Origin of the sequence: Sphingopyxis italica, from assembly GCF_011926545.1 — a bacterium.
Taxonomy (GTDB): Bacteria; Pseudomonadota; Alphaproteobacteria; order Sphingomonadales; family Sphingomonadaceae; genus Sphingopyxis; species Sphingopyxis italica.
This window is the reverse complement of sequence record NZ_JAATIT010000006.1, coordinates 24,727-50,849: the sequence shown is the minus strand read 5'-3', so window position 1 is coordinate 50,849 and position 26,123 is coordinate 24,727. Positions and strand designations below refer to the sequence as shown.

Sequence of the window (26,123 nt, the reverse complement as noted above, 5' to 3'; positions counted from 1 at the left end):
GTGACGGCGTCGGCATTCCGCCGGCAACAGGGGGCACAGCATCGCGTCATATGCGCACCAATCAGCTTATCATCGCGCTTTTTCAACGCTTCTGCTGGCTCGACGAAGGGCTGCAGGCGCGGCTTCACGATCATGGCTGGCCCGACGTCAATCGCCCGCAATCGATGGTGATGACCAACATCGTCAGCGGCGTCGTGCGCCCGTCGGACATCGCGCGCAATCTCGGCGTTTCGCGGCAGGCGATCCACAGCACGATCAACCAGATGGTGAAGCTGGGCATGGTTCGACTCGATGTCGATCCCGACGATCGCCGTCACATGATCGTATCGCTGACCGACCTTGGCGCGCGGATGCGCAAGGATGCGCAGCGGTCGATGGACGCGCTCACCGCGCAGATCGCCGACCGTCTGGGTCAGGACCGGTTCGACGCGCTGCTCGCCGCGCTCGAGGCCGACTGGGGCGATAATATCGCGCGCGCGCCGGCCCCTTCGCGGGGCCGCTAGGCCGCGAGTGCCTTCGCGACGGCGATCAGCCGCCCCGCGGTCATGTCGACGAGCGAGGCGGGCAGCCGCTCCTTCAGGCTGCCGTCCTCGGCAAAGGCGGCGTGCGCGGCGGGGACGACGACCTGCTCGGGGATCACGAGCATCTGGATCGTCGACAGGATCTGGCGGAGGTGCATCAGCCCGCGCAGCCCCCCGAACGGGCTGATCGACGCCGACATGACCGCCGCCGCCTTGCCGCGATAGGCGGTGAGCGCGACGAGCGATTCGTCGCCGGTCGGCCGCGACGCCCAGTCGATCGCATTTTTGAGGAGCGGCGGCAGCGAGCCATTATATTCGGGCGATACGAACAGCAGCCCGTCCTGCGCCGCAAGGAGCGCCTTGAGCTTTAGCGCATCGGGCGGAAAGGCGTCGGCTTCGAGCGCGGCCGAATAAAGCGGCAGATCGAACGTCGCGAGGTCGACCCGCGTGACGCTGGCGCCCTGCGCTTCGAGGCTGGCGGCGGCGAGTTCGCCCAACGCACGATTATAGGATCCCTCGCGGATGCTCCCGACGATGACGGCGATATTGGTCATTTTTCCTCCCGGACAATATGATTAGAATACTAACTTATTGTCCGGTCGCGAGGCAAGATCAAGCTGTCAGGCCTTGATATCCGAAAGCACCGCGAGCTTGCGCGTTTCGTCGGCGAGGTTTTCGATCACGCGGCGCATCAGCCCCTGCAGCACCTCGACCTCCTCGTCGCTCATGCCCTTGGTCGCGATCTCGTGGATCTCGGCATTCATCGGCGCGAGGACCAGCTCGAGCTTCTTGGCGTGCGGGGTCAGGTGGATGAAGGTCTTGCGGCGGTCGTCGGTCGTCTTCTTGCGCGTGATCAGCCCGGCCTTTTCAAGCCCCTTCAGCGCGACCACCGTGGTCGGTTCGCGCATGCCGACGCGTTGGCTCAATTCGCGCTGAGTGATGCCATCCTCGCGCCACAACTGACGCAGGAAACGCCACTGTCCCGCCGAAACATCATGCGTCAGCGTGCGGCGCTCGAGCAACCGCGAAAAGGAACGGAAGACGACCCGCGCGAGGTAGCCGATGCTGTTTTCAGGATCGGTATAATATTCGGCTGGATTCCGATAATCCTTTGTTTTCTTGACCAAAATCCTGCTCCCCTGCCGCGGCGCCCAGATGCCGGCCCGCGCTGGAACGAATCTTAGAACGCGAAGGTTCGTGCGGCAACCATCTTCGTCGCCGCCTCCCGCCCGGCGGCCGTTCAACCCCGCGATAATGTTGGACAAGCTTCGCCGACCGATATACTTAGAATACTAAGTTAATGGAGGCGATGTGCAAAAATTCATTCGGGTGAAAGCGGCCGCGGCGCCCCTGCCGCTCGCGAATGTCGACACCGACATGATCATTCCGGCGCAATATATGAAGGCGCTGACGCGGTCGGGCCTCAGCCGCCATCTGTTCCGCGAGCTGCGCTTCGACGAAAACGGCCGCGAACGCGAGGATTTCATCCTCAACCGGCCTCCTTGCCGGGGGGCGCGGATCATGGTCGCCGATCGCAATTTCGGCTGCGGATCGTCGCGCGAACATGCGGTGTGGGCGCTCACCGATTTCGGTATTCGCTGCGTGATCGCGCCGAGCTTCGGCGATATCTTCGCGGGCAATGCACGCAAGAACGGTCTGCTGCTGATCCGTTTGCCCGATGAAAGCTGCGCCCGGCTGCGCGGCGAGATCGAAGCTGCGCAATATGCGCCGATCGAGGTCGATCTCGAAGCGCAGCACATCCGCCTCGCCTCGGGCGAGACGATAGCTTTCGAAATCGATCCGGGCGACCGCCGCATCCTGATGGAGGGGCTCGACGATATCGACCGCACGCTACGCCACGCCGAGGCGATCGCGCGGTTCGAAACGGCGGTCTAGCCGAGCATATCGGGCGACGCGATACGGCCCGCGATGGCGCTCGCCGCCGCAAGCGCCGGGCTCATCAGGTGCGTCCGCCCGCCGCGTCCCTGACGGTTCTCGAAATTGCGGTTCGAGGTCGCGGCGCAGCGTTCGCCGGGCCGGAGCCGGTCGGCATTCATGCCGACGCACATCGAACAACCGGGTTCGCGCCAGTCGAAGCCGGCGGCGCGCAGCGTATCGGCGATCCCCTCGTCCTCGGCCTGTCTTTTGACCAGCCCCGATCCCGGCACGACCATCGCGCGGACGTGCGGCGCGACATGGCGGCCGCGCACGATGTCAGCGGCGACGCGCAAATCCTCGATCCGGCTGTTGGTGCAGCTACCGAGGAATATGCGGTCGAGCCGTTGTCCGGCGATCGGCGTCCCGGGGGCAAGATCCATATAGGCGAGCGCACGCTCGGCCGCAGCGCGCGTGTCGGGATCGTCCATCGTCGCGGGATCGGGGATCGGATCGTCGATCGCGACGACCTGCGACGGGTTGGTCCCCCAGCTCACCATCGGCCGCACGCCCCGCGCGTCGAATCGCAGTTCGCGGTCGAATACCGCGCCGGCGTCGCTCGCCAGTGCCGCCCAGCGCGCCAAAGCGGCATCCCATGCGTCGCCGCGCGGCGCCGCCGGACGGTCCTTCAGATAGGCGAGCGTCGTGGCATCGGGCGCGACCAGCCCGGCGCGCGCGCCCATTTCGATGCTGAGGTTGCACAGCGTCATCCGCGCCTCCATCGACAGCGCGCGCACCGCGTCGCCGGCATATTCGATGACATGCCCGCCGGCGCCGTCGACGCCGATCGCGCCGAGCAAATGGAGCGCGAGATCCTTCGCATGGACGTGCGGCGCCAGCGCGCCATCGACGGTCACGCGCATGTTGCGCGAGCGTCGCTGGCGGACCGTCTGCGTCGCGAGCACATGTTCGACCTCCGACGTCCCGATCCCGAAAGCGAGCGCCCCGAAAGCGCCGTGGGTCGAGGTGTGGCTGTCGCCGCAGACGATCGTCATTCCGGGCTGCGAACGTCCCTGCTCGGGCCCGACGACATGAACGATCCCGCCGCGCGGATCGCCCATCGGGAAATTCTCGATCCCGAAACGGCGGGTATTCTCGACCAGCGCCTGAAGCTGCGCCCGCGCCTCGCCATCGGAAACCCCGGCGGGGCCCGCAGCCTGTCCTGCGGTCGGGACATTGTGATCGGACAGCGCCAGCGCCCGCTCGGGCCGCCGAACCGCCCGGCCCGCCGCCGCGAGCCCGACGAACGCCTGCGGCGAGGTCACTTCGTGCAGCAGATGCAGATCGATATAGAGCAACGTCTCGCCGTCATCCTCGGCGACGGCGTGCGCGTCCCATATCTTGTCGTAAAGCGTGCGCGGGCCCGTCACAGCGTCCCCACGATGGGGCTCGGTCGGCATCTCGCACATATTTCCGGCATCAGTATCCTCATCCATGACATTTACTTAGTATACTAACTATATGTCATGAATCCGGTCGCGGCAAGTGACCTTGAAGCTGGAAGGGATGAATTCGGGCAGCACGAACGGCGTGGGCGCCGGACCTTCGGACTATTTGCCGTCGAAGGGCGGTTCGGCCGCCGAATAATCGCCCGTCCCCTTCGCCGTGCCGATCGAGGATATGACGATCAAACCGATCGCGATCCATTGCGTCAAGGTCAGCAGTTCGCCGAGCAGGAAGAAGCCCATCAGCGCCCCGACCGCGGGTTCGGCGCTGAGCAGCGTGCCGAAACTGTTCGGCGGCAGGCGGCGCAGCGCCACCATTTCGAATCCAAAGGGAATCGCGCTCGACACAAGGCCGACGACCAGCCCCAGCGCCAATATCTCCGGGCGGAGCAGTTCGGTGCCGGCGTGGAGAACGCCGATCGGCGCCGCGACGAGAGCCGCGACGATCGTGCCGCCCGCGGCGGCGGCGGGCCCATGCTGCGCGCCCGCGCGCTTGCCGAGCAATATATAGGCGGCCCAGCAGGCGCCCGCGAACAGCGCCAGCGCGACGCCCCGCCAGTCGAGATGCGCCGTGCCCTCGCGCAGCGGCAGCAGGAGGAGCAGGCCGAACACCGCGATCCCGATCCACAGAAAGTCCGCGCGCCGGCGCGAGGTCAGCACCGCGACGCTCAAGGGACCGATGAATTCGATCGCGATCGCGATGCCGAGCGGAATATAGCTCAGCGCGCCATAGAAGCTGAGGTTCATCGCGCCGAGGACGACGCCATAGGCGAGGATCGATCGCCACCCCCCGCGATAGTTCAGCCGCCACGGGCGCAGCACGATCGACAACAGGATCGCGCCGAAGATCAAACGCAGCGCCGTGGTCCCCGTCGGCCCCACCATCGGGAACAGGCTCTTCGCCAGCGCCGCGCCGCCCGTCACCGACACGAGCGACAGGAACAATGCGCCCAACGCGAGCAAATCGATCTTTCCGCTGGCGGGACTCTGGGCGACAGGAAGGGTCATTGGGTTCGTCGTTGGACAAGGGCGGGTCAATTCGCAAGGTGCGATCGATGTGCCTCCGGGCACAAGCCCGTCGTCGCAATGAAAATGTCCCGATCGAGCCATCGGGCTATTCTTTCGGCACCCGAGGCAGGATCGCGCTGGAAGATTCGAACATCGCCGCGTAAGGCGCGGGCCATGAGGATCGCGATCATCGATACCAGCACAACGCGCGCGGCCATCATCTCCGATGGCTTGCGCGAGGCGGGACTCGACGATCTGGTGCTGATCGACCCCGGCGGCGCGCTCGTCCGGCAGGTCGAGGCGGCGCAGCCCGAAGTCGTGCTGATCAACCTCGAAAACCCCAGCCGCGACCTGCTCGAGGATTTTTTCGCCATGTCGCGCGCGCTCGCGCGGCCGATCGCGATGTTCGTCGATCAGAGCGACGCCGAAGCGACGGGGGCGGCGATCGACGCGGGGGTGTCGGCCTATGTCGTCGATGGCCTGTCGAAACAGCGGATCAAGCCCGTCATCGACCTTGCCGTCCGTCGCTTCCAGGCCTTTTCGCGCCTCCAGCGCGAACTCGACGAAGCGAAAAACGCCCTCGCCGAACGCGCGGTCATCGACAAGGCCAAGGCGATATTGATGAAGCGCCGCCAGGTCGACGAGCCCGCGGCCTATGCGCTGCTGCGCGGCCAGGCCATGCGCACCAATCGCCGCATTTCGGAAATCGCGGAGGCGATCGTCACCAGCGAGGCGCTGATGGGAGACATGGAATGAGTGCCGAGAGCTTCCGCATCGGCTTCCTGCCCCTGGTCGACGCCGCCTTGCCGATCCTCGCGCGCGAACTGGGATTCGCCGCGCGCGAAGGGGTCGAAATCGAACTCGTTCGCGACATGACCTGGGCGACGGTGCGCGACCGGCTGCTTTTCGGGCAGACCGACGCCGCGCACATGATCGCGCCGCTCGCGATCGCGACCGCGCTCGGCCGCGACCGCCCCCCGGTGCCGATGGCGGTGCCGTTCGTGCTCGGCCTGAACGGCAACGCGGTCACCTTCTCGGCCGCGCTCTCGCAGGAATTGTCGCTCGGAAACGAACTCGGCGATCCGTCGGAGATCGGCGCGGCCCTCCGGCGCGCGGTCGCGGCGCGGCCGACCGCCGCCGGCCGGCTGCGCTTCGGGGTCGTGCATCGATACTCCAGCCATAATTATATGCTGCGCTACTGGCTCGCAGGGGTCGGAATCCGGCCCGACGAGGATGTCGAGATCGTCGTGGCCAGCCCGCCCTTCGCCGCCGACGCACTCGCCGCCGGCGAGCTCGACGGCATTTGCGTCGGCGAGCCATGGAATTCGATCGCGGTCGAACGCGGCGTCGGCCGGATCGCGCTGGCGACCGCGCAAATCTGGCGCCGCGGGGTCGAGAAGGTGCTGGCGATGCGCAGCGAGATCGCCGACGAGCGCCGCGACGCGGTCGAGGCACTCGTTCGCGCGCTGCATCATGCCGCCGCCCATTTCGTCGAGCCCGCCAACGCCGGTGAATGCGCCCATCTGCTGGCACGCCCCGAATATCTCGACGCGTCGCAGGATGCCATTTTGCGCGCGATCACCGATCGCATTCGCGTCACCCCCGGCAGCGAACCGATCCACTATCCCGACTTCATGTTCCAGTATCGCGAGGCGGCGAATTTCCCCTGGCGAAGCCAGGCCGCATGGCTCTATTCGCAGATGATCCGGTGGGACAGCGGCCGTTACTCCGAAAGCGACGCGGCGACGGCGGCGGGCGTGTTCCGCCCGGACATTTACCGGGCCGCGCTCACGGGTACGACGGCGCCCCTTCCCGGCGCCAGTTCGAAACTCGAAGGCGGGCTGGGCGAGCCGATCGGTGCGGGGTCCGTGCAAGGCCGCCTGATGCTCGGCAGCGATCGCTTTTTCGACGGCCGCGCCTTCGATCCCGATGATATCGAGAGCTATCTCGCTGACCTTCCGTAACTGTGCCCCTGCCTTCGCAGGGGCGCAGGGCATTTATGCTGCACTGCAAAATATTCTCTTGCCGACGACCCGCGAATCAGGCAGTTTAACCCCACTCGGCAAGGATGCCGGGGCAGGATAATGCGACGATCGCTCCAACGAGGGGGCTGGTCAGCAGGCGGACAGGGAGCCCATTCCCTGTATCCCACAAGGCAATGAAGCCGTCAGGATGCGCTCGCAAGGCCGCCGTCCTGGCGGCTTTTTTATTGCCCGTCACAAAAGGGACGGACGATGACGAGCGCAACCGGAGATGCCCGCGCGGCACCCAAATCGAACTTCTGGGCAAGCGGACACTGGCCGACGCTGGTCGCGGCCCTTCTCTATTTCGACCTCGCTTTCATGGTTTGGGTTATCCTCGGGCCGCTCGCGCCCGCGATAGCGGAAGATCTGGGGCTGAGCCCGGCGCAGACAGGCCTGATGGTCGCGGTGCCGACGCTGGCGGGCGCGGTGCTGCGCGTCGCCGGCGGCCTGCTCGTCGATCGCATCGGGCCGAAACGCTCGGGCGCGATCAGTCAGGTCATCGTCATCGCGGGTCTGTTCACAGCATGGCTTGCGGGCGTGAGCAGCTTCGCCGGGACGCTCGCGCTGGGCGTCATCCTCGGCTTTGCGGGCGCGAGCTTCGCGATCGCGTTGCCGCTCGCGAGCCGCTGGTATCCCCCCGAGCATCAGGGCAAAGCGATGGGGCTCGCCGGCATGGGCAATTCGGGCACCGTGCTCGCGGCGCTCTTCGCCCCCGGCCTCGCCAAGCTGTTCGGCTGGAACGCGGTGCTCGGCCTTGCCTGCATCCCGCTGACGATCGTCTTCTTCGTCTATCTCGCGATGGCGAAGGACGCGCCGAACGCGCCCGCGCCCAAACGGCTCGTCGACTATTTCCAGCCGCTCAAGACCGCCGACGCCTGGTGGCTGATGGCATTCTATGCGGTGACCTTCGGCGGCTTCGTCGGGCTCGCCGCCTCGCTGCCGGTCTATTTTACCGACCAGTTCCACCTGACCCCGGTGACGGCCGGATATTGCACCGCGGCCTGCGTCTTCGCCGGATCGCTGGTGCGGCCACTGGGCGGCGCGCTCGCCGACCGGATCGGCGGGGTGCGCGCGCTGATGATCGTGTTCGTCATCGCTGCGTTCGCCCTCGCCGGGGTACCACAGGCGACCGCCATCCCCGCCGCACTCGCTTTTTTCGTGATCGCGATGCTCGCGCTCGGGATCGGCAACGGATCGGTGTTCCAACTCGTCCCGCAGCGCTTTTCGGCCGAGATCGGCTTGATGACCGGGCTTGTCGGCATGGCTGGCGGGGTCGGCGGCTTCACCCTCGCCTCCTCGCTCGGCATCGCCCGGCAGTGGACCGGCAGCTTTGCGCCCGCCTTCCATCTCTTCGCCGCTCTCACCATCGCCGCGCTCGTCGCGCTCGTCCTCGTCAAGGACCAGTGGCGCCGGTCGTGGGCCGCCGCCGACGGCGTGCGAATTTGAACCTCTCCCCAATATTCGACTGGATCCGATGATGGAACATAGCCCCCTCTCCCCCGACGCGGACACGCGCGAACATCTGATCGTGATCGGCAACGGCATGGCCGGCTGCCGCGCGGTCGAGGAATTGCTCGCGCGCGATCCGGCTCGCTACCGCGTGACGATCTTCGGCACCGAGCCGCGCGTCAACTACAACCGCATCATGCTCTCGCCCGTGCTGGCGGGCGAGAAATGCTTCGACGACATCGTGATCAACGACGCGGACTGGTATAAGTCGAACGGCATCGCGCTGGTCGCCGGCGATCCGGTGGTCGGGATCGACCGTGAAGCCAAGATTGTGACGACGCGCGGCGGCGTGGCTGAAAGTTATGACAAGCTGCTGATCGCGACCGGCTCCGACCCCTTCATCATCCCCGTGCCCGGCAAGGATTTGCCCGGCGTGATCGCCTTTCGCGACATGGACGATGTCGACACCATGCTCGCCGCCGCCGATGCCGGCGGCGATGCGGTGGTGATCGGCGGCGGGCTGCTCGGGCTCGAGGCGGCGCACGGCCTCAGCTTGCGCGGGATGAAGGTCACGGTCATCCACCTGATGCCGACCTTGATGGAACGCCAGCTCGACGAAGCCGCGGGCTGGCTGCTCAAGCAGGCATTGGAAGCGCGCGGCCAGACGATCCTGACCGGCGCCGACACCGCCGAGATCGTCGGCGACGGCAAGGTCGAGGGGGTGAAGCTGAAGGACGGGACGCTGATCCCGGCCAGCCTCGTCGTGATGGCGGTCGGCATCCGTCCGTCGACCCAGCTCGCCCGCGACGCCGGGCTCGCGGTCGGGCGCGGCATCCAGGTCGACGATCATATGGTGACCAGCGATCCTTCAGTGCTCGCGGTCGGCGAATGTGTCGAGCATGACGGACAGGTTTACGGCCTCGTCGCGCCCTTGTGGGATATGTGCCGCAGCCTAGCCGACGGGTTGGTCGAGAAACCGACGGGCTATCGCGGATCGGTAACGTCGACCAAGCTCAAGGTGTCGGGGATCGATGTGTTTTCGGCGGGAGATTTCTCGGGCGGCGACGGGTGCGAGGATATCGTGCTGCGCGACGCCAGCCGCGGCGTCTACAAGCGCGTGATCGTCCGGGACGACCGCATCGTCGGCGCGGTGCTTTATGGCGATACCGCCGACGGCAGCTGGTATTTCGACCTGCTCAAGAAGCAGGAAGATGTGTCGCAGCTTCGTGACCTGCTGATCTTCGGCCAGGCCTTCGCCGCGGGAGGCGGCGCGGCGGACCCTAAGGCGGCCGTTGCGGCGCTCTCGGACGATGCCGAGATTTGCGGCTGCAACGGCGTCACCAAGGGCCAGGTCGTGTCGTGCATCGCCAAGGGCGCGCACAGCCTCGATACGGTGCGCGGCACCTGCAAGGCGTCGGCGAGTTGCGGGAGTTGCACCGGGCTCGTCGAGAATCTGCTCGCGCTGACGCTCGGCGACGATGTCCAGTCGGGTCCCAAGACGATGTGCAAATGCACCAGCTTCGGCCACGACGACGTCCGCCGCGAAATCGTCGCGCAGGCCATGCGCTCGATCCCCGAGGTGATGCAGAAGCTGCACTGGACGACGCCCGACGGCTGCTCTTCGTGCCGCCCGGCGCTCAACTACTATCTGCTCTGCGCCCTGCCCGGCGATTATGTCGACGATCAGCAGAGCCGCTTCGTCAACGAGCGCCTCCACGCCAATATTCAGAAAGACGGCACCTATTCGGTCGTGCCGCGCATGTGGGGCGGGCTCACCAACCCGACCGAATTGCGCGCGATCGCCGACGTCGTCGAAAAATATGATGCCCCGATGGTCAAGGTGACCGGCGGCCAGCGGCTCGACATCTTCGGGATCAAGAAGGAGGATCTGCCCGCGGTCTGGGCCGATCTCAACGCCGCCGGGATGGTGTCGGGCCACGCCTATGGCAAGGCGCTGCGCACCGTGAAGACCTGCGTCGGGTCCGAATGGTGCCGCTTCGGCACGCAGGATTCGACCGGGCTCGGGGTCAAGATCGAACGGATGAGCTGGGGCAGCTGGATGCCGCACAAGTTCAAGATCGCGGTGTCGGGCTGTCCGCGCAATTGTGCCGAGGCGACGATCAAGGATTTCGGCGTCGTGTGCGTCGACAGCGGCTATGAACTGCACGTCGGCGGCAACGGCGGCATTCATGTGCGGGCCACCGACCTCCTCTGCAAGGTCGCGACCGAGGAGGAGGCGATGGATTATTGCGCGGCCTTCATCCAGCTTTACCGCGAGGAAGCGCGTTACCTTGAGCGCACCGCACCATGGATCGAGCGCGTCGGGGTCGATTACATCAAATCGCGGATCGCCGACGACGATACCGGCCGCGAGGCGCTGCGCGCGCGCTTCCTCCATGCTCAGAGCTTTTCGCAGGACGACCCGTGGGCGCAGCGCGCCGAGGGCGCCGAGGCCGAGCATCATGCGCCGATGGCGCGCTTCACCCCGCAGAAGGAAATCGCATGACGACCACCGCAGAATGGCTCGACATCGGCTGGATCGACCAGATCCCGGTGCGCGGCAGCCGCACGGTGCAGGTCGAGGGCGGCGACGACATCGCTCTCTTCCGCACTGCCGAGGGGAAGGTCTTCGCGCTGCTCGACCGCTGCCCGCACAAACATGGGCGGCTGAGCCAGGGGATCGTCCACGGCGGCGCGGTCGCCTGTCCGCTGCACAATTGGCGGATCAGCCTGTCGACGGGCGAGGCGCTCGGCGAGGACAAGGGCTGCACGCCAACCGTGCCGGTGAAGATCGACGGCGGCCGCGTCCTCATCTGCCGCGCCAGCACCCTGAAGGCGGCGGCGTGAATCCCCCTCTCCCCTTCAGGGGAGAGGGCCGGGGAGAGGGGAACGACCGTTGAGCATTTCCCCGCCCTATCCCGCTCTCCCAACCCTCTCCCCTGAAGGGGAGAGGGCTATCAGAACCACCTGCGCCTATTGCGGCGTCGGCTGCGGCATTCGCGCGAGGGTAACCGGCGAGCGGACAGTCGAGATCGCGGGCGACCCCGATCATCCCGCCAACCGCGGGCGCCTCTGCTCGAAGGGGACGCACCTCGGCGAGACGGTTGGCCTCGAAGGCCGCCTGCTCGCGCCGATGATCGCGGGCAAGCGCGCCAGCTGGGACAAGGCGCTCGATCTGGTCGCCAAGCGGTTCAAAGAAACGATCGCCCGCCACGGCCCGAACAGCGTCGCCTTCTATGTCTCGGGCCAGCTCCTCACCGAAGATTATTACGTCGCGAACAAGCTGATGAAGGGCTTCATCGGCACCGCGAACATCGACACCAATTCGCGCCTCTGCATGTCGAGCGCGGTCGCGGGCCACATGCGCGCGTTCGGTGAAGATGTCGTGCCCGCGACTTATGACGATCTGGATGCGGCCGACCTGTTCGTCCTCGTCGGGTCGAACACCGCCTGGTGCCATCCGATCGTCTATCAGCGCATCCGCGCGCGCTGCGAGGCGGGCGCGAAGCTCGTCGTCATCGACCCGCGCCGCACCGAGACCGCCGAGGAAGCCGATCTTCACCTGCCCCTCCGCCCGGGCAGCGACGTCGCGCTGATGAACGGGCTGCTCCGGCATTGCCGCGAGGCGGGCGCCATCGACGAAGCCTATCTCGCCGCGCATGTCGCGGTTCCGCAAGATTTCTGGAACCAGCTTGGAGAGGGGAATGACCTGTGGTCGGTGGCGCGCACTTGCGACGTGCCCGCCGCCGACCTCAGGCATTTCTACGAACTGTTCGCCGCCACCCCGCGCACCGTCACCCTGTTCAGTCAGGGGATCAACCAGTCGACCGCGGGCACCGATCAGGTCAATGCGATCACCAACCTCCATCTCGCGACCGGGCGGATCGGCAAGCCCGGCGCCGCGCCCTTTTCGATCACCGGCCAGCCCAATGCGATGGGCGGGCGCGAGGTCGGCGGTCTCGCCTCGACGCTCGCGGCGCATATGGATTTCGCGCCCGAAAACCGCGCCCGCGTCCAGCGCTTCTGGGCCGCGCCCACGATGGCGGAAAAGCCCGGCCTGAAAGCCGTCGATATGTTCCGCGCTATCGGCGAGGGCCGGATCAAGGCGCTGTGGGTCATGGCCACCAACCCCGCCGTGTCGATGCCCGACGCGAACCGCGTGCGCGAGGCGCTCGCCGCCTGTCCCTTCGTGGTCGTCAGCGACGTGATCGAAAGGACCGACACCGGCGCCTTCGCGCATGTCCGCCTCCCCGCCGCGGCATGGGGCGAAAAGGAGGGCACCGTCACGGGCAGCGACCGTATGATCAGCCGCCAGCGTGCGCTGTTCGCGCTGCCGGGCGAAGCGATGCCCGACTGGTGGATCGTCAAGGAGGTCGCGCGGCGCATGGGGTGGAAAAATGCGTTCGCCTACGACCGGCCCGCCGACATCTGGCGTGAGCATTGCCGCCTGTCGAACTACGACAATGATGGCGCGCGCCGCTTCGCGCTGCCGGGCGCGGCCCAAGGCGGCAATGCCGCCTATGACGCGATGAAGCCCTTTCGCTGGGGCGGCGACCGACCTTTCGCCGACGGCCGCTTTTCCACCGGGGACGGCCGCGCGCGGCTGGTCGCCGTCGCGCAAAAGGCGATGCCCGAGCCGCTCGTCCAATGGCCGCTGACGCTCAACACGGGGCGTTATCGCGATCAATGGCACAGCATGACGCGCACCGGCCTCGCGCCCAAGCTCGCGCGCCACCGCGAAGAGCCGCTCGTCGAGGTCCACCCCGACGACGGCGCGCGGCTCGGCCTGACCGACGGCGGCCTCGCGCGCGTCGAGACCCCGCAGGGCGACAGCCTCTATCGCGTCGCCTTCCACGCGGGCCAGCGCCCCGGCGAGCTGTTCGTGCCGATCCACTGGACGGACCGCACGGCCAGTGGCGGCCGCACCGGGCTGCTCCCGCGTCCCCTCGTCGACCCCCTATCGGGCCAGCCGGGTTTCAAGCGCACTCCCGCGTCGATCTCCGCCGTAACACCCAAATGGCGCGGCTTCCTGCTGCTCGCGCACGAATTGGCCGAAACGCCGCGCTGCTTGTGGGCAACGCGCGTCGCCGTGCCCGCGGGCGTGATGTGGGAGATCGCGGGCAACGGCGACCTCAAAACGATCGAAGCGCTGCTTCCCAAGGGCGAGCGCATCGAGGCACAAGACGCCGCGCGCGGAACGCGGCGCATCGCCATCGTCGCGGGCGGCCGCCTCGCCGGCGCGCTCTTCGTCACCGAAACCGGCGAACTGCCGCCGCGCGACTGGCTGATCGCACAATTGAGCGCGCCCGACATCGCGCCGACCTTGCTCGCCGGCCGCGCGCCGGGGGCACAGATCGACCGCGGCCCGGTCATCTGCGTCTGCTTCGACGTCGGATTGAAAACGATCGTCGCCGCGATCCGCGACCAGAGCCTCGCCGACGTCGCGGCGATCGGCGGCGCGCTGGGCGCCGGCACCAATTGCGGTTCGTGCCGCCCCGCGCTCGCGCGCATATTGACCGAGGAGACGAGCGATGCGGCCTGACGACTTTCCCCCCGGCACGGTATGGCTGGTGGGCGCCGGCCCCGGCGACCCCGAATTGCTCGCCATGAAGGCGGTGCGCCTGATCGAAAGCGCTGACGTCGTCTTTTACGACGCGCTCGTCGGCAGCGGCGTCCTCGATCTCATCCCCGCGCGCACCGAGCGCGTCAGCGTCGGCAAACGGTCGGGCCGCCATTCGAAGGATCAGGCGACCATCGACGCCCTCCTCGTCGCTGCCGCACGGGCCGGCAAGCGCGTCGTCCGGCTGAAAGGCGGCGACCCGACGCTGTTCGGCCGCGCGACCGAGGAGATCGGCGCGCTGAAAGAAGCCGGCTTTCCCGTCCACATCTGCCCCGGCATCACCGCCGCGAGCGCCGCCGCCGCATCGGCGGGGATGTCGCTGTCGCTGCGCGGCGTCGCGCGCGACGTCCGCTTCGTCACCGCTCACAGCCGCCGCGGCGCCGCGCTCGACATCGACTGGTCTTCGCTGGCGCGTGGCGGATCAACCCTCGCCTTTTACATGGGACGCGAGGCGGCGGGCGAAATCAGGCGCGGGCTGATGCAGGCGGGGATGCCGGGCGAGATGCCAGTGATGATCGCCTGCGAGGTCAGCGGCCCCGGCGAGCGGCGGCTCGTCACCAGGCTCGACCTTCTCGACCTCGCGACCAAATCCTTCGCGGCGGGCGCCCCGACGCTCATTCTCGTCGGCGCCGCCGTGATGCTCGCCGGCAGCGCGGCGGCGCTGCCGGCGAACGCCTCCAGCGCCGCCTTCGGGCAATAGCAGCGGTCGTCAGCGCAATTTTCGTCCCTCGGCATCCCACACCTCGACGGTGCCGAGACCCAGCGCGCGTATCTTCGCCTCGATCTTCGACAGGTCGCCGACGATCACCCAGCTCATCGCGTCGGGACGCAGCATCTCGTCCGCCGCCTTGGTGATCGCCGCGGGCGTCAGCGCACCATATTTGGCCGGCAGGCTCGCCAGATAGTCATAGGGTTTGTCGTAGAGCGACACATATTGCAGGTAGCTGACGAACGCCTGGTTCGTTTCGAACTGCCCGGGCAGCGCCAGCACATTGCCCTTCACCATCATGTCGAGCTCGGCCTGCGTTGCGGGGCGCTCGCCCCGGATCGTGCGGATTTCCTTGTCGATCTCCGCCAGCGCCTCCGCCGTCTTGTCGGTCTGCACGCTCGTCGCCACGCCGAAATTCTGCGGCCCGCGCTGCGCGTTGATGAAACTGCTCGCGCCATAGGTCCAGCCCTTCGCTTCGCGCAGGTTCATGTTGAGCCGCGCGGTGAAGCTGCCGCCGAGCACGCCGTTCGCGGCATCATAGTCGAAGTTGCGCGGATCGAGCCCGTCGGGCAGCAACTGGCCGACGCGGATCACCGACTGGAGCGCCCCCGGCTTGTCGACCAGCACCACCCGGCTCGCGGTCGCGAACGGGATTGCGGGCACGGCCTTGCCGCCCTTGGCCTCCGCGGGCGGCGTCCAGCCGCCGAAGCCTTTTTCGAGCAGCGCCGTCAGCGTCGCCAGCGTCGTGTCGCCGCTGGCGTAGATCACCGCATTGTCGGGACGCACCCAGTTCGCATGCCAGCCGGCGACATCGGCGCGCGTGAAGGCGTTCAGCGTATCGGCCCGCCCGCCAAGCTGCGCGCCATAGGGATGCGCCGCACCGTAAAGGACATTGGTAAAGGTCCGCTGCGCGATCGCGGTGGGTTCGGCGAGCGATTGCGAAATGCCCGACAGGCTGAGTGTGCGAGCGCGCTCCATATCCTCGGCGCGGAAGCCCGGATTGCGGACATAATTCGCCCATAGCGCAATCGTCGCGGGCAGCTCGCGGCTGAGCGAAGAGAGCAGAAAGCTCGTCGTGTCGCTACCCGAACTCGCATGAAGCCGCGCGCCGAGCGCCGCCTGCTGCTCCTCGAACGCCTGCGCGGTCAGACCGGCCGGGCCGTCGCCCATCAACTGCAAGGTGAAACCGCCAAGCCCCTTTTTGTCGGGTGCGTCGGCCGCTGTCCCCGCGTCGAACACGATCGCCATGTCGACCGTCGGCACCTTGCGGCGCGGCGAAAAGACGACGCGAATGCCGTTCGAAAGCCGCGCCTCCTCGGCGACCGGCAGCGTCAGGCCGGGCGAGGCCGCGAGATCGGGCAGCTTGCTGCGGTCGGCGCCGTCCACGGTCGTGCTGTGCGCCGCATAGGGAAGCACCGTCAACTTGTGCGCGCCGCGGGTCAGCCAGTCTTTGGCGTCGGCGAGCACCGCCGGCCCGGTGACGGCGTCGAAACGCTTGTTGTCCTCGGCATATTCGGCCGGATTGTTCGCAAAGATCAGCCCGTCCGCAAGCGCCATCGCGCGGACATAGACCGACTCCAGCGCGCGGATATTGTTGCCGTAATTGGTCACCTTCGCGCGCTTCAACTCGTCGGCGGTGGGGCCGCTCGCAAGGAAGCTGCCGACCGCCCGCTCGATCGCGGCCTCGGCCGCTTTCGGATCGACCCCGGCCTTCAGCCGCGCGTCGATCGAGAAGATGCCCGCGACCGCCATCGGCTGGTAATTGACCGACACCGACGTCGCGAGCGGCCGGTCGAGAACCAGCGCCTTGTAGAGCCGCGACGTCTTGCCGCTGCCGAGCGCGCTCGCGGCGGCGCGCAGCGTCGAGGACTGCGGCGTGCCGCGCCCGGGCACCGCCCAACTCCACGACACCGCCGCCTGCGGCACATTGTCGAGCATCGTATCGCGCTTGTCTTCGGACAGGCTCGGTACCCAGGCGGTGGCACGGCCGACCGGCGGGCCCGCGGCCACGCTGCCGAAATATTTCTCGGCGAGCGCCCGCGCCTGCTTCGCATCGACATCGCCCGACAGCGACAGCACCGCATTGGCGGCGCCATAATATTGGCCGAACCAATCCTTCACATCGGCCAGCGACGCCGCGTTCAGGTCGTCCATCGAGCCGATGATCGGATGATGATAGGGATGTCCCGCCGGGAACAGCGCCCGCGCGGTGACGTCGTCCATCTTCGCATAGGGCTGGCTTTCGCGCTGCCTTTTCTCATTCTGGACGACCCCGCGCTGCTCATCGAGCTTGGCCTGCGTGATCGCGCCGAGCAAATGGCCCATGCGGTCCGATTCCATCCACAGCGCGCGTTCGAGCCCCCCGGTCGGGACGACCTCGTAATAATAGGTCTGGTCGAAAGAGGTCGCGCCATTCACCGCCGAGGCGCCGATTTCCTGGAGCGGCGGAAACCATTCGTCGTCGCGATGTTCGGACCCGTTGAACATCAGATGTTCATAGAGATGCGCGAAGCCCGACTTGCCCGCCGGTTCGTTGGCGGAACCCACATGATACCAGACGGCGACCGCGACCTTGGGCGTGCTGCGATCCTCGTGGACGACGACGCGCAGGCCGTTGGACAGCGTGAACTGCTCGAAGGGCAGCACCTCGTCGGCGTGCGCGGGCTGGACGAGCGAAAACGCCGCGGCCGCGGCCGACAGCAAGAGGCTGGTACGGATCATAAGGAGAAGCTCCTGTCGCATCTTCGGGGGAAATCCGGTCGGCTGGTCCGGGACAAGAACAGCCGGCCGGAAGGGAAATGGACGTCAGAAAGTGACGGCGACGCCGGCTTTGACGCGGCGGCCGCCGAGATAGGTCGCGCCGCTGTAGAAGCGCGGCGTGTCGCCCAGCCCGCCGACCGAGCCGAGCAGATCGGGGCTGTCCGTGCCTTTGAGCAGATCCTCGCCCTCGACATAGAGGCGCAGTTTGCCGAAGCTTGGCTGCATCCAATATTCGAAGCGGAAGTCGAGCGTGCGGACGCCCTCGCGATAGACCGAGAGGCCGCGCGGGTAGAAATTGTCGAGCGTGCGCGACTGGAAACCATAGGCCAGCGTCGCGTCGATCCCATATTTATTATAGGTCAGCGCGACCGTGCCCGAATGTTTCGGCTGATTGTTGAACGAAATGCCCGAGAATTCATAGACTTCCTCCCCGGGGGCGCCATAGGGCCAATTGTAGATCTGCCCGCGCTTGCTCTTGGTGAAGGTGTAATTGGCATAGATGCCGAGCCCCGAAAGCGCACCGGGCAGGAAGTTGAAGCGCCGCTCGGCCTGCGCCTCGATCCCCCATATCGTCGCCATCTTGTTGCTGTTCGACGGCGTCGACCCGGTGATGAAGTAATTTTCGGGATGCGCGGGATCGAAATAGGGCGCGCCCTGGAAATAGATATGATCGGGCAGCGGCACCGCGGCGAGCTGCGCGGGCCCGTTCGTCGCATTCGCCTGGAGCAGATTCTTGATCCGCTTGTAGAATCCCGACAGCTTCAGCACGCCGATATCCTGGTCATAATATTCGACGCTGAGGTCGAAATTATGCGTCGTCGCGGGCTTGAGGTCGGGGTTGCCGGTGTTGATCGTCAGCACCGGCTTCAACCCGTCGGGCCCCGGAATCGGGATGTTGATGAAGCTGATCCGCGTCTGCGCCGACAGCTGGCCGATCTGCGGCCGCGCGACCGACAGGAAATAGCCGCCGCGGAAGATCAGATTGTCGCTTTGACGATAGTTGAACAGGATGCGCGGCAGCCAGTCGGTCGTCGTCGCCTTCTGGCTCGCCAGCCGGGTGAAGTCGTTCTGGAATTTGAGGTCGATGCCGAAACCGCCGCCGTTCGACGGGTCGATCGGCCCGATATAGGTCGGAAAGACCAGATTGTCGGCCTCCAGCCGCGTGCGGTTGAGGCGCACGCCGCCGATGATTTCCAGCTTGCCGATGTCGAGGCGCGACTGGACATAACCCGCGAGATTCTGTTCGAGCGTGCGTTCGCGGTTGATATCCTCGGGCAGGACGATCGGCGTGAGTTGCAGTCCGCTGGTGCCGCCGACATAATCATTCACATTGTCGACGAAATCCCTGAGCGAGTGCTCGCCGATCACGACGAAGCGCGAGCCCGTGACGCCGATGCGCGAAAGATCGTTGGGGACGAGGGTGAGCGGCAGCGCGCCGATCGGGACGTTGCCGCCGAACTGCGAACGCGCGAGCCGGCTCTGGAACTCCACCCGCTCGAACTGCACCCCCGCCTCGACATAGGTCAGCGGACCCCAGCCGGCGTTGAACTTGGCGCTATATTCGGCGGTATAGCGGTCGTTCTTGCCGCGCGTGACGTCGATCTGACCGCTGGCGGCGTCGATCGTGAAATTGGACGCGTCGTTGACGAAATCCCATCCCGCCTCGGTCAGCAGCGGCAGTTGCAGCCCCTTGCCGCCGCGCGGGCCGAACGGTGTGACGATATAGCCGAGCGTCGGGTCGGTCGCCTGGGCGAGAAAATATTCGGCGCGCGCATCGGCGGCGGGCATGCGGAGTTGCAGGCCGAAATTCGACGGATGGCGCTCGCTGCCATGCGCGTAACCCAGCAGATATTCGAACTCGAACCGCCCCGCCTTGGTGCTGCCGCCGAGGCTGTAGGTGTCGGTGATGTTGCGGGCATTACGGTCGTAGACATAGTTTTGCGTATGCTCGATCGCCTCGTTGCCCGGCGTGAGATCGAGAACCAATGCGGTGCGATTGCCGCTGGTCGGCGTCGCGACATAGTCGAGATCGACGCCGAAGCTTTCGTTGAGCTGCGTCGTCGTGCGGCGTGCCTCGCTGTGCTGATAGTCGAATTTCAGATTGCTGTGGTCGCCGACCTTCCACTCGGCCGACAGCGTCGCGGCGATATTTTCGGTCTCGACATGGTTGAAACTGGTGCCGAGGCTGAGCGGAAAGGCGCGCGTCGCGTCGGGCAGGAAGGGAAAGGTCGCGAGCGGGTCGACCGCATCATATTGTTCTAGCGTCGGATTGCCGTCGGCATCGGGCGGCAGAAACTCGCCATAGCGCAGATTGTGGCCATAGCTGATCGAACGGTTGCTCGACTTGCGATATTGCACCGAGGCGCTGAGCCCGAAATTCTCGTCGGCGCCGAACTTGCCGGCGATCGTTCCCGACACCAGCACATCGTCGCTGAAACTCCTGCCGCTCTTGCCCCCCTCGATCAGCAGATTGGCGTAACGCCGCGGCCGGTTGAGCGGCGACAGCGTCTCGATCTCGACCAGCCCGCCGGTCCCCGCGCTGTCCTGGCTCGGCAGCAAGCTCTTGCTGATCGTGATCTTGCTGACCGAATCGGCGAGCATGTTCGACAGGTCGGCCGAGCGCCCGACACCGTTGCCGACCGGCAGGTTCAGGCCGTTGAGCTTGACCGCGTTCATGTCGGGGTCGAGCCCGCGGATCATGATATTGGTCCCGTCGCCGGTCAGCCCGTCGCGCTGGAACGAGACCCCCGGCACGCGGCGCAGCGCTTCCGAGATCGTCGTGCCGGTAAAATTGCCGAGATCGTCGACCGAGACGACGTCGGAGCTGTTTTCGGCGGTGCGCTGAAGGTTGAGCGCGTTGGCGCGCGCACTGCGCGAGCCATAGACGACGATTTCGCCGGCCGCGTTGCTGCCCTCGTCCATCCAGAATTCGGCATTGGTCTGCTCGCCCCGAACCACATCGACCCGCGTCGACTGCTCGATAAAGCCGAGGAAGGAGACGGTCAGCGTATAAGTGCCGGTGGGAACGCGCGCGAAACGGAAATTGCCGAGATCGTCGGCGGCCGCGACCTGCCCCGTTTCCTCGATCCGCACCAGCGCGCCGGAAATGTTGCGATTGCCGTCGGACTGGGCGACGCGGCCCGAGATCGACCCCGCGCCCTCGGCCGCCGGGCGGTCGGAGGCGGTCGAAGGCGCGCCGCCCGACGGGCGGGTCACGATATAGGAACCGCCCGCGGTTTCGCGCAGGACCAACCCCGACCCCTCGATCAGCGCGCGATAGGCGCCGCCCGCCGTATAGCGGCCGCGCAGCGACGGCGCCGTCTTGCCGCGCACCACCGAGCTTACGAAGACGATATTGGTGCCGGTCTTCGACGCGACATCGCGAAGCGAGCGGGCGAGCGGCTGTTCCGACAGGTCGAGATCATATTCGGCCTGCGTCCGGGCCGCGGCGGTGTTGGAGACGATGGCAATCGTTGCGGCACAAGCCGCGAGCGTGGCTTTCGAAATCATCAATGGCCCCCTGATGAGCGGGGTGTTGCTTGCGACCCGCCTCTTTCAAGCAGACGCGCGATCGCCGCAAAACCGACATCGGAATGAAATAAAATTTTCGTGTTTGGCGGATGGCGAAATATTATTACGGTTTTCATCGGTTTAACCGATGCGCCGCCATGGCCTAACGACCAAGGCGGATCCGGCCCGCATCGCGATCGACGTTCAAGCCGTGGAGCGCGGCGACCGCATCGGCGAACTCCGCCGTGTCGTTGGTCGCGAAGACTCCCGACACCGTCAGCGCGCCCAGCCGGGGGTCGGCTATGTCGACCTGCGGCCCGCCATAGCGGTTGAGTTCGGCGATCGCCGCCGACAGCGGCGTATCGTTGAACATCACCTGTCCGCGCCGCCATGCCGTTGCGGCCTCCGACGAAACGGGCGTCACCATCGCGGCGGTATCGGCCGCGGCGGCGAACCGCTCGCCCGGCGTCAGCATCGTCGACTGGACGGGGCGCGCGGCCGCGGGCGAGGAATAGGTGTCGACGCGGACCTTTCCGGAAATCAGCGTCACGGTGACGGCATTGCCCGCCTTGCGCACGATGAAGCTCGTGCCGATCGCGGTAACGCTCTTGTTCCCGGCCGTGACGACGAAGGGCCGCGCCGGATTGCGGGCGACCTCGAACATCGCCTCGCCGTCGTCCATGACGATTTTGCGCGCCGCCTCCTCATAACGGACGCTGAGGTGCGTATCGGTGTTGAGCGCGATCCGCGTGCCGTCCTCCAGCGTCGCGACCTTCTGCTCGCCGATCGCCGTCGCATAGCCCGTCGGCTGCTGCATCAGCCACCATCCCGAAACCAGGGCGACGATCAGGAAGGACGCGACGAGCGCCAGCGACCGGGCGCGAGCGCCTATCCTGTTCCGGAACACGGGCAACGGATCGGCGGCGCTTTCGCCGCCGTCGCGCAGCGCGGCGGCGCCGGGCAGGATCGCCCACAGGTCCATCGCCTTCTCGAATGCGCCGCGGTGACTCGCATCGGCATCGAGCCAGGCGCGCAGCCCCGCCTCGGTGGCTTCGGTCCGCCCCGTCGATTCGAGGCGGGCGAGCCATGCGGCCGCTTCGGCCGCCGTCCGTTCGGATGGGCTCTGCCCGCTCACCATTGCTCCATCCATTTCATCAGTTGCAGCGTCGCGCGCGCGACCTGCTTTTCGACCGCCGCGACCGACATATTTTCCGAGCGGGCGATCTCGGCGAAGGGAAGATTGTCGAGTCGGCGCTTCAGCAGGATGCGCCGGGTCCGTTCGGGCAATTGGTCGAGCCCGCGCGCGGCATGGACAAGGCGCGCACGCTCCTCGACGATCTGCCCCGGATCGGGCGCACCATCGGCGATCGCCTGGATGTCGTCATGCGCCGCGAACGGCGCGCGCCGGTTCCTGCGCGCCCGGTCGATCGACAGATTGACCGCCGCCGTCACGAGCAACGCCTCCCTCGACTCCGCCGCATGGGCCCGTTCATATTGCTCGACCTTGATAAAAGCGTCGTGGACAAACTCGTCCGCATCCGCCGCGGAAACGCCGCGCCGCATCACCGCCCGTCTGGCTTTTGCCATCATCTCAGCGAGGCTCGACATGCCGCTCCCGAATTGCCCTTTGCTTCCCTAGACGAACGAGGTCGCATTTTCCGACAAGGAAACCAATGCCATTTCCCGGCGGCGCGAATCCTTGGTATCGGGAAGGTTCCGGACAAGTGGAACGGAAGAATCCGGGCCCGGCTATGCTCCCCGCCTGCCCCGTCCCGGCAGGTGGCTGAGCACGCTTCGCATCGCGAGACTGGAGTGGATGCGGGCTACGCCCGGCAGGCGCGAGAGGATATTCTTGTGAATCCCCTCATAGGCCGCGGCGCTCGCGGCCGAGGCCCGGAGCAGATAATCGGCGTCGCCGGTCATCAGGAAACATTCCTCGATCTCCGGATGCTGGCGCACCGCTTCTTCGAACCGGTTGAGATAGGCCTCGGTCTGCCGTTCGAGGCTGATCCGCACGATCGCGATAACCCCGCCCTCCTCCGGCGCCGCTACGATGGCAGTATAACCGCGGATCACCCCACTTGCCTCGAGATTGCCGACGCGCCGCAGGCAGGCCGAGGGCGACAGGCCCACCTCCGCCGCCAACTGGCTGTTCGGGATGCGGGCGTTGCGGCGCAGCAGCCTCACAATATTCCGGTCGATCGAGTCCATGGCGCAATATCATTCCATTTCTGTCGATGATTGTTGCAGATAGCACCGATTTTTGCCGAAACGAACCATAGTTCGATCGAACATTCGAACAATCTTTGTCTAGATGCAATGCCCACCGGATGCACCGGCGGGGATCGAGGATATGGATATCGGGGGCTTGAGCGGCGGGCGACTGCGCATCGACCTGGGTGCGATCGCGGCCAACTATCGGCTGATCGCCGAGCGTGTCGCTCCTGCCGAAGTCGGCGCCGTCGTCAAGGCGAATGCTTATGGTCTCGGCGCGATCAAGGTTGCGCAGGCATTGTGCGATGCGGGATGCCGGCTTTTCTTCGTCGCCCATCTGGGCGAGGCGCTGGCGCTGCGCCCCGCCTTGCGGGCCGAATTCAGGCTGGTCGTGCTCAATGGCCTGCCGCCCGGTGCCGAGGCACTGTGCGCCGAGGCCGCTATCACTCCCGTCCTCAATTCCCCCGAACAGGTCCATCGCTGGGCAGAAGTCGCGCAGAAGGCCGGAACGCGGCTGCCCGCGGTGCTTCAACTGGACAGCGGCATGGGACGGCTTGGAATAGCGATCGAGGATCTGGCGCCGCTGGCCGGCAACGCCCAATTCCATTCGGCGATCGAGCTCGTCATGGTCATGAGCCACCTCGCCTGCGCCGATACACCCGAGCACCCCGCCAATGCCGCACAGCTCGCCTGCTTCCAAACCGCGGCCGCGCTTTTCCCCGGCATTCCCCGCGCGCTTGCCAATTCGGGCGGCGCCTTCCTGCCCGCCGATTTTCACGCCGATATCGTCCGGGCCGGCATCGCGCTTTACGGCGGCGCGCCGAACCAGAGCGGCCTCAATCCGATGCGACCGGTCGTCGACCTTGAAGCCCGCGTTATCCAGATTCGCACGATCGTGGCGGGTGGCGCGGTCGGATATGGTCACAGTCATTATTGCGAACGCGAAAGCCGCATCGCCACGATCGGTGTCGGCTATGCCGACGGATTGCCGCGTTCGCTCGGCAATCGCGGTGCGGCCTGGCACGCCGGCGCGCGGCTGCCGATCGTCGGCCGCGTGTCGATGGACAGCATCACGATCGACGTCACCGCGCTCCCGCCGGGCGGCATCGAGGTCGGGGGCTGGGTCGAGCTGATCGGCCCGCACCAGTCGGTCGACAGCCTCGCCGACGACGCGGGAACCATCTCCTACGAGATGCTGGCTGGCCTCGGTGCGCGCTACGACCGGGCCTATCTCCCTGCATCGGTGCGCGACCGGGCAGTGGCGGCATGAAGGTCGCGGTTCTTGGCAGCGGCGTCATCGGCGTCACATCGGCCTGGTATCTCGCCGAAGCCGGGCATGATGTCGTCGTGATCGATCGCCAGCCCGGCCCGGCGCTCGAGACGAGCTTTGCCAATGCCGGCGAAATCTCTCCGGGCTATGCTTCGCCCTGGGCCGCGCCCGGCATCCCGCAAAAGGCGATCCGATGGCTGATGATGCGGCACGCACCGCTGATCCTCCAGCCCGAGGTCGATCGCGAGATGCTGGGCTGGTTGTTCGCGATGCTGCGCAACTGCACGAGCGCCCGCTATGCGGTCAATAAGGCGCGTATGGTGCGGCTTGCCGAATATAGCCGCGACCGGCTCATCGCGCTGCGTGCCGACACCGGCATCGCCTATGACGAACGGATGCAGGGAACGCTGCAACTGTTCCGGACGCAGAAGCAGCTTGATGGAACCGCGAAGGACATCGCCGTTCTCCAGGCCGGCGGCGTCCCGTTCGAACTGCTCGATCGCGAGGGGTGCATCGCGGCCGAACCCGGCCTCGTTGCGGCGCGCGAGAAGATCGTCGGCGGCCTCCGTCTCCCGGGCGACGAGACGGGCGATTGCTTCATATTCACCGGCGCCCTCGCTGCCATGGCCGCCGAGCGCGGCGTCGCTTTCCGCTATGGCGAGGCGATCCGTTCGCTGGCGGTCGAAGACGGACGCGTCGCGGGGATCGAAACCGACCACGGCCGGATCACCGCCGATCGCTATGTCCTGGCGCTCGGCAGCCATTCAGCGGCGATGCTGCGGCCGCTTGGGCTCCGGCTGCCCGTCTATCCGGTAAAAGGCTATTCGATCACCGTCCCGATCGTCGATCCGGCGCGCGCGCCCGAATCGACGTTGATGGACGAAAGCTACAAGATCGCGATCACGCGACTCGGCGACCGCATCCGCGTCGGCGGGATGGCGGAGATTTCGGGATACAACAACGCGCTGCCCGAACGCCGCCGCGCCACACTCGTCCACTCGCTCACAGACCTCTTCCCGGGCGCCGGCGACATCGACGCCGCCAGCTACTGGTCGGGACTGCGGCCGATGACGCCCGACGGCACGCCCGTTATCGGCGAGACCCCCTACGACAATCTCTTCCTCAACACCGGCCACGGTACATTAGGCTGGACGATGGCCTGCGGGTCGGGCCGGCTGATTGCCGATCTCGTCAGTGACCGTGCGCCCGACATCGAGGCTGCCGATCTTTCCATCGCACGTTATGGCGTGCGCTGACGTTGCCCATTCACCAAATGAAAGGAAAAGACATGACCATCACCCGCATCCACGCCGGCGCGCGCATGAGCCAGGCCGTCGTCCACGGCGACACCATCTATCTCGCAGGCCAGGTCGGCGCTCCTGGCGAAAGCGTTACGAACCAGACGCAGACAATCCTCGGCCAGATCGAGGCGCTGCTGGCCGAAGCCGGCTCGGAAAAGGCAAAGATCCTGTCAGCGACGATCTGGCTCGCGGACATGGCGGACTTCGCCGAAATGAACGCGGTCTGGGACAAATGGGTCGACGGAAAAGACGCCCCCGCCCGCGCCACTGGCGAAGCCAATCTTGCGACGCCCGCCTATAAGGTCGAAATCATCGTCATCGCAGCGCGTTGATCCAAACAGGGCGGAGAACCGCGAA

Annotated in this window: 21 protein-coding genes; 12 read left to right on the top strand and 9 right to left on the bottom strand. The window is 66.5% G+C overall.

The features are described 5' to 3' along the window. Nucleotides 1-50: 50 nt before the first annotated feature. Nucleotides 51-503 carry a MarR family winged helix-turn-helix transcriptional regulator gene (locus GGR90_RS17940; RefSeq protein ID WP_167922780.1) on the top strand — a complete coding sequence of 151 codons (453 nt, stop codon included), beginning with the start codon at nucleotides 51-53 and terminating at the stop codon, nucleotides 501-503. Here the strand turns inward: GGR90_RS17940 and GGR90_RS17935 are convergent. Further along, on the bottom strand, nucleotides 500-1,075 hold the full coding sequence (locus tag GGR90_RS17935) for an NADPH-dependent FMN reductase (RefSeq protein WP_167922779.1): 576 nt from the start codon (nucleotides 1,073-1,075) through the stop codon (nucleotides 500-502). The two genes, GGR90_RS17940 and GGR90_RS17935, sit on opposite strands and share 4 nt — an antisense overlap. Before the next feature lie 66 nt (nucleotides 1,076-1,141). Then, nucleotides 1,142-1,648 carry a MarR family winged helix-turn-helix transcriptional regulator gene (locus GGR90_RS17930; RefSeq protein ID WP_167922778.1) on the bottom strand — a complete coding sequence of 169 codons (507 nt, stop codon included), beginning with the start codon at nucleotides 1,646-1,648 and terminating at the stop codon, nucleotides 1,142-1,144. A 184-nt stretch (nucleotides 1,649-1,832) separates the two neighbouring features. Between GGR90_RS17930 and leuD the strand changes: the two genes are divergently transcribed. Further along, nucleotides 1,833-2,417 carry a 3-isopropylmalate dehydratase small subunit gene (gene leuD, locus GGR90_RS17925; protein WP_167922777.1) on the top strand — a complete coding sequence of 195 codons (585 nt, stop codon included), beginning with the start codon at nucleotides 1,833-1,835 and terminating at the stop codon, nucleotides 2,415-2,417. Here leuD and leuC read toward each other — a convergent pair. Both leuC and GGR90_RS17915 read right to left on the bottom strand, forming a co-directional pair. Then, entirely contained in the window at nucleotides 2,414-3,856 is a 1,443-nt protein-coding gene (leuC, locus tag GGR90_RS17920) for a 3-isopropylmalate dehydratase large subunit (RefSeq protein ID WP_167922776.1), read from the bottom strand. The two genes, leuD and leuC, sit on opposite strands and share 4 nt — an antisense overlap. A gap of 150 nt (nucleotides 3,857-4,006) precedes the next feature. Beyond that, nucleotides 4,007-4,909: an EamA family transporter gene (locus GGR90_RS17915; protein ID WP_167922775.1), complete on the bottom strand. Its 903-nt coding sequence runs from the start codon at nucleotides 4,907-4,909 to the stop codon at nucleotides 4,007-4,009. 174 nt (nucleotides 4,910-5,083) lie between these two features. Between GGR90_RS17915 and GGR90_RS17910 the strand changes: the two genes are divergently transcribed. The 7 genes from GGR90_RS17910 to cobA all read left to right on the top strand — a co-directional run bounded on the left by GGR90_RS17910 (nucleotide 5,084) and on the right by cobA (nucleotide 14,702). Then, the gene (locus tag GGR90_RS17910) at nucleotides 5,084-5,665 is read left to right on the top strand and encodes an ANTAR domain-containing response regulator (RefSeq protein ID WP_167922774.1); all 582 of its coding nucleotides are present in this window, start codon (nucleotides 5,084-5,086) and stop codon (nucleotides 5,663-5,665) included. Next, nucleotides 5,662-6,873 carry an ABC transporter substrate-binding protein gene (locus GGR90_RS17905; RefSeq protein ID WP_167922773.1) on the top strand — a complete coding sequence of 404 codons (1,212 nt, stop codon included), beginning with the start codon at nucleotides 5,662-5,664 and terminating at the stop codon, nucleotides 6,871-6,873. Before GGR90_RS17910 ends, GGR90_RS17905 begins: the two co-directional genes overlap by 4 nt. A 270-nt stretch (nucleotides 6,874-7,143) precedes the next feature. Further along, on the top strand, nucleotides 7,144-8,379 hold the full coding sequence (locus tag GGR90_RS17900) for a nitrate/nitrite transporter (protein ID WP_167922772.1): 1,236 nt from the start codon (nucleotides 7,144-7,146) through the stop codon (nucleotides 8,377-8,379). 31 nt (nucleotides 8,380-8,410) lie between these two features. Continuing rightward, nucleotides 8,411-10,888 (top strand): nitrite reductase large subunit NirB, encoded by a 2,478-nt coding sequence (nirB, locus tag GGR90_RS17895; RefSeq protein WP_167922771.1) that lies wholly within the window; start codon nucleotides 8,411-8,413, stop codon nucleotides 10,886-10,888. Further along, nucleotides 10,885-11,229, top strand: coding sequence for a nitrite reductase small subunit NirD (gene nirD, locus GGR90_RS17890; protein ID WP_167922770.1), 345 nt, complete (start codon nucleotides 10,885-10,887; stop codon nucleotides 11,227-11,229). The genes nirB and nirD overlap by 4 nt, the downstream gene beginning before the upstream one ends. A gap of 49 nt (nucleotides 11,230-11,278) precedes the next feature. Then, nucleotides 11,279-13,924 carry a molybdopterin-dependent oxidoreductase gene (locus GGR90_RS17885; protein WP_209023871.1) on the top strand — a complete coding sequence of 882 codons (2,646 nt, stop codon included), beginning with the start codon at nucleotides 11,279-11,281 and terminating at the stop codon, nucleotides 13,922-13,924. After that, entirely contained in the window at nucleotides 13,914-14,702 is a 789-nt protein-coding gene (gene cobA / locus GGR90_RS17880) for a uroporphyrinogen-III C-methyltransferase (RefSeq protein ID WP_167922769.1), read from the top strand. The genes GGR90_RS17885 and cobA overlap by 11 nt, the downstream gene beginning before the upstream one ends. Nucleotides 14,703-14,711: 9 nt before the next feature. Here cobA and GGR90_RS17875 read toward each other — a convergent pair whose 3' ends face one another. The 5 genes from GGR90_RS17875 to GGR90_RS17855 form a co-directional block, all read right to left on the bottom strand. Further along, nucleotides 14,712-17,432, bottom strand: coding sequence for a M16 family metallopeptidase (locus tag GGR90_RS17875; protein ID WP_167922768.1), 2,721 nt, complete (start codon nucleotides 17,430-17,432; stop codon nucleotides 14,712-14,714). An 84-nt stretch (nucleotides 17,433-17,516) separates the two neighbouring features. After that, a complete protein-coding gene (locus GGR90_RS17870; protein WP_167922767.1) occupies nucleotides 17,517-20,981 on the bottom strand; it encodes a TonB-dependent receptor in 3,465 nt (1,154 codons plus the stop codon). A gap of 163 nt (nucleotides 20,982-21,144) precedes the next feature. Continuing rightward, nucleotides 21,145-22,116: a FecR domain-containing protein gene (locus GGR90_RS17865; protein WP_167922766.1), complete on the bottom strand. Its 972-nt coding sequence runs from the start codon at nucleotides 22,114-22,116 to the stop codon at nucleotides 21,145-21,147. Next, the gene (locus tag GGR90_RS17860; RefSeq protein ID WP_245198812.1) at nucleotides 22,113-22,568 is read right to left on the bottom strand and encodes an RNA polymerase sigma factor; all 456 of its coding nucleotides are present in this window, start codon (nucleotides 22,566-22,568) and stop codon (nucleotides 22,113-22,115) included. The genes GGR90_RS17865 and GGR90_RS17860 overlap by 4 nt, the downstream gene beginning before the upstream one ends. A gap of 162 nt (nucleotides 22,569-22,730) precedes the next feature. Further along, nucleotides 22,731-23,192 (bottom strand): Lrp/AsnC family transcriptional regulator, encoded by a 462-nt coding sequence (locus GGR90_RS17855; RefSeq protein ID WP_167922764.1) that lies wholly within the window; start codon nucleotides 23,190-23,192, stop codon nucleotides 22,731-22,733. Nucleotides 23,193-23,334: 142 nt separating this feature from the next. On the opposite strand from GGR90_RS17855, the gene alr reads away from it, so the two are divergent. The 3 genes from alr to GGR90_RS17840 are packed head-to-tail and all read left to right on the top strand — an operon-like array spanning nucleotide 23,335 to nucleotide 26,098. Then, nucleotides 23,335-24,465, top strand: coding sequence for an alanine racemase (gene alr, locus GGR90_RS17850; RefSeq protein WP_167922763.1), 1,131 nt, complete (start codon nucleotides 23,335-23,337; stop codon nucleotides 24,463-24,465). Further along, nucleotides 24,462-25,721 carry a D-amino acid dehydrogenase gene (locus GGR90_RS17845; RefSeq protein ID WP_167922762.1) on the top strand — a complete coding sequence of 420 codons (1,260 nt, stop codon included), beginning with the start codon at nucleotides 24,462-24,464 and terminating at the stop codon, nucleotides 25,719-25,721. Before alr ends, GGR90_RS17845 begins: the two co-directional genes overlap by 4 nt. 32 nt (nucleotides 25,722-25,753) lie before the next feature. Beyond that, nucleotides 25,754-26,098 (top strand): RidA family protein, encoded by a 345-nt coding sequence (locus GGR90_RS17840; RefSeq protein WP_167922761.1) that lies wholly within the window; start codon nucleotides 25,754-25,756, stop codon nucleotides 26,096-26,098. The last annotated feature ends 25 nt before the right edge of the window (nucleotides 26,099-26,123 follow it).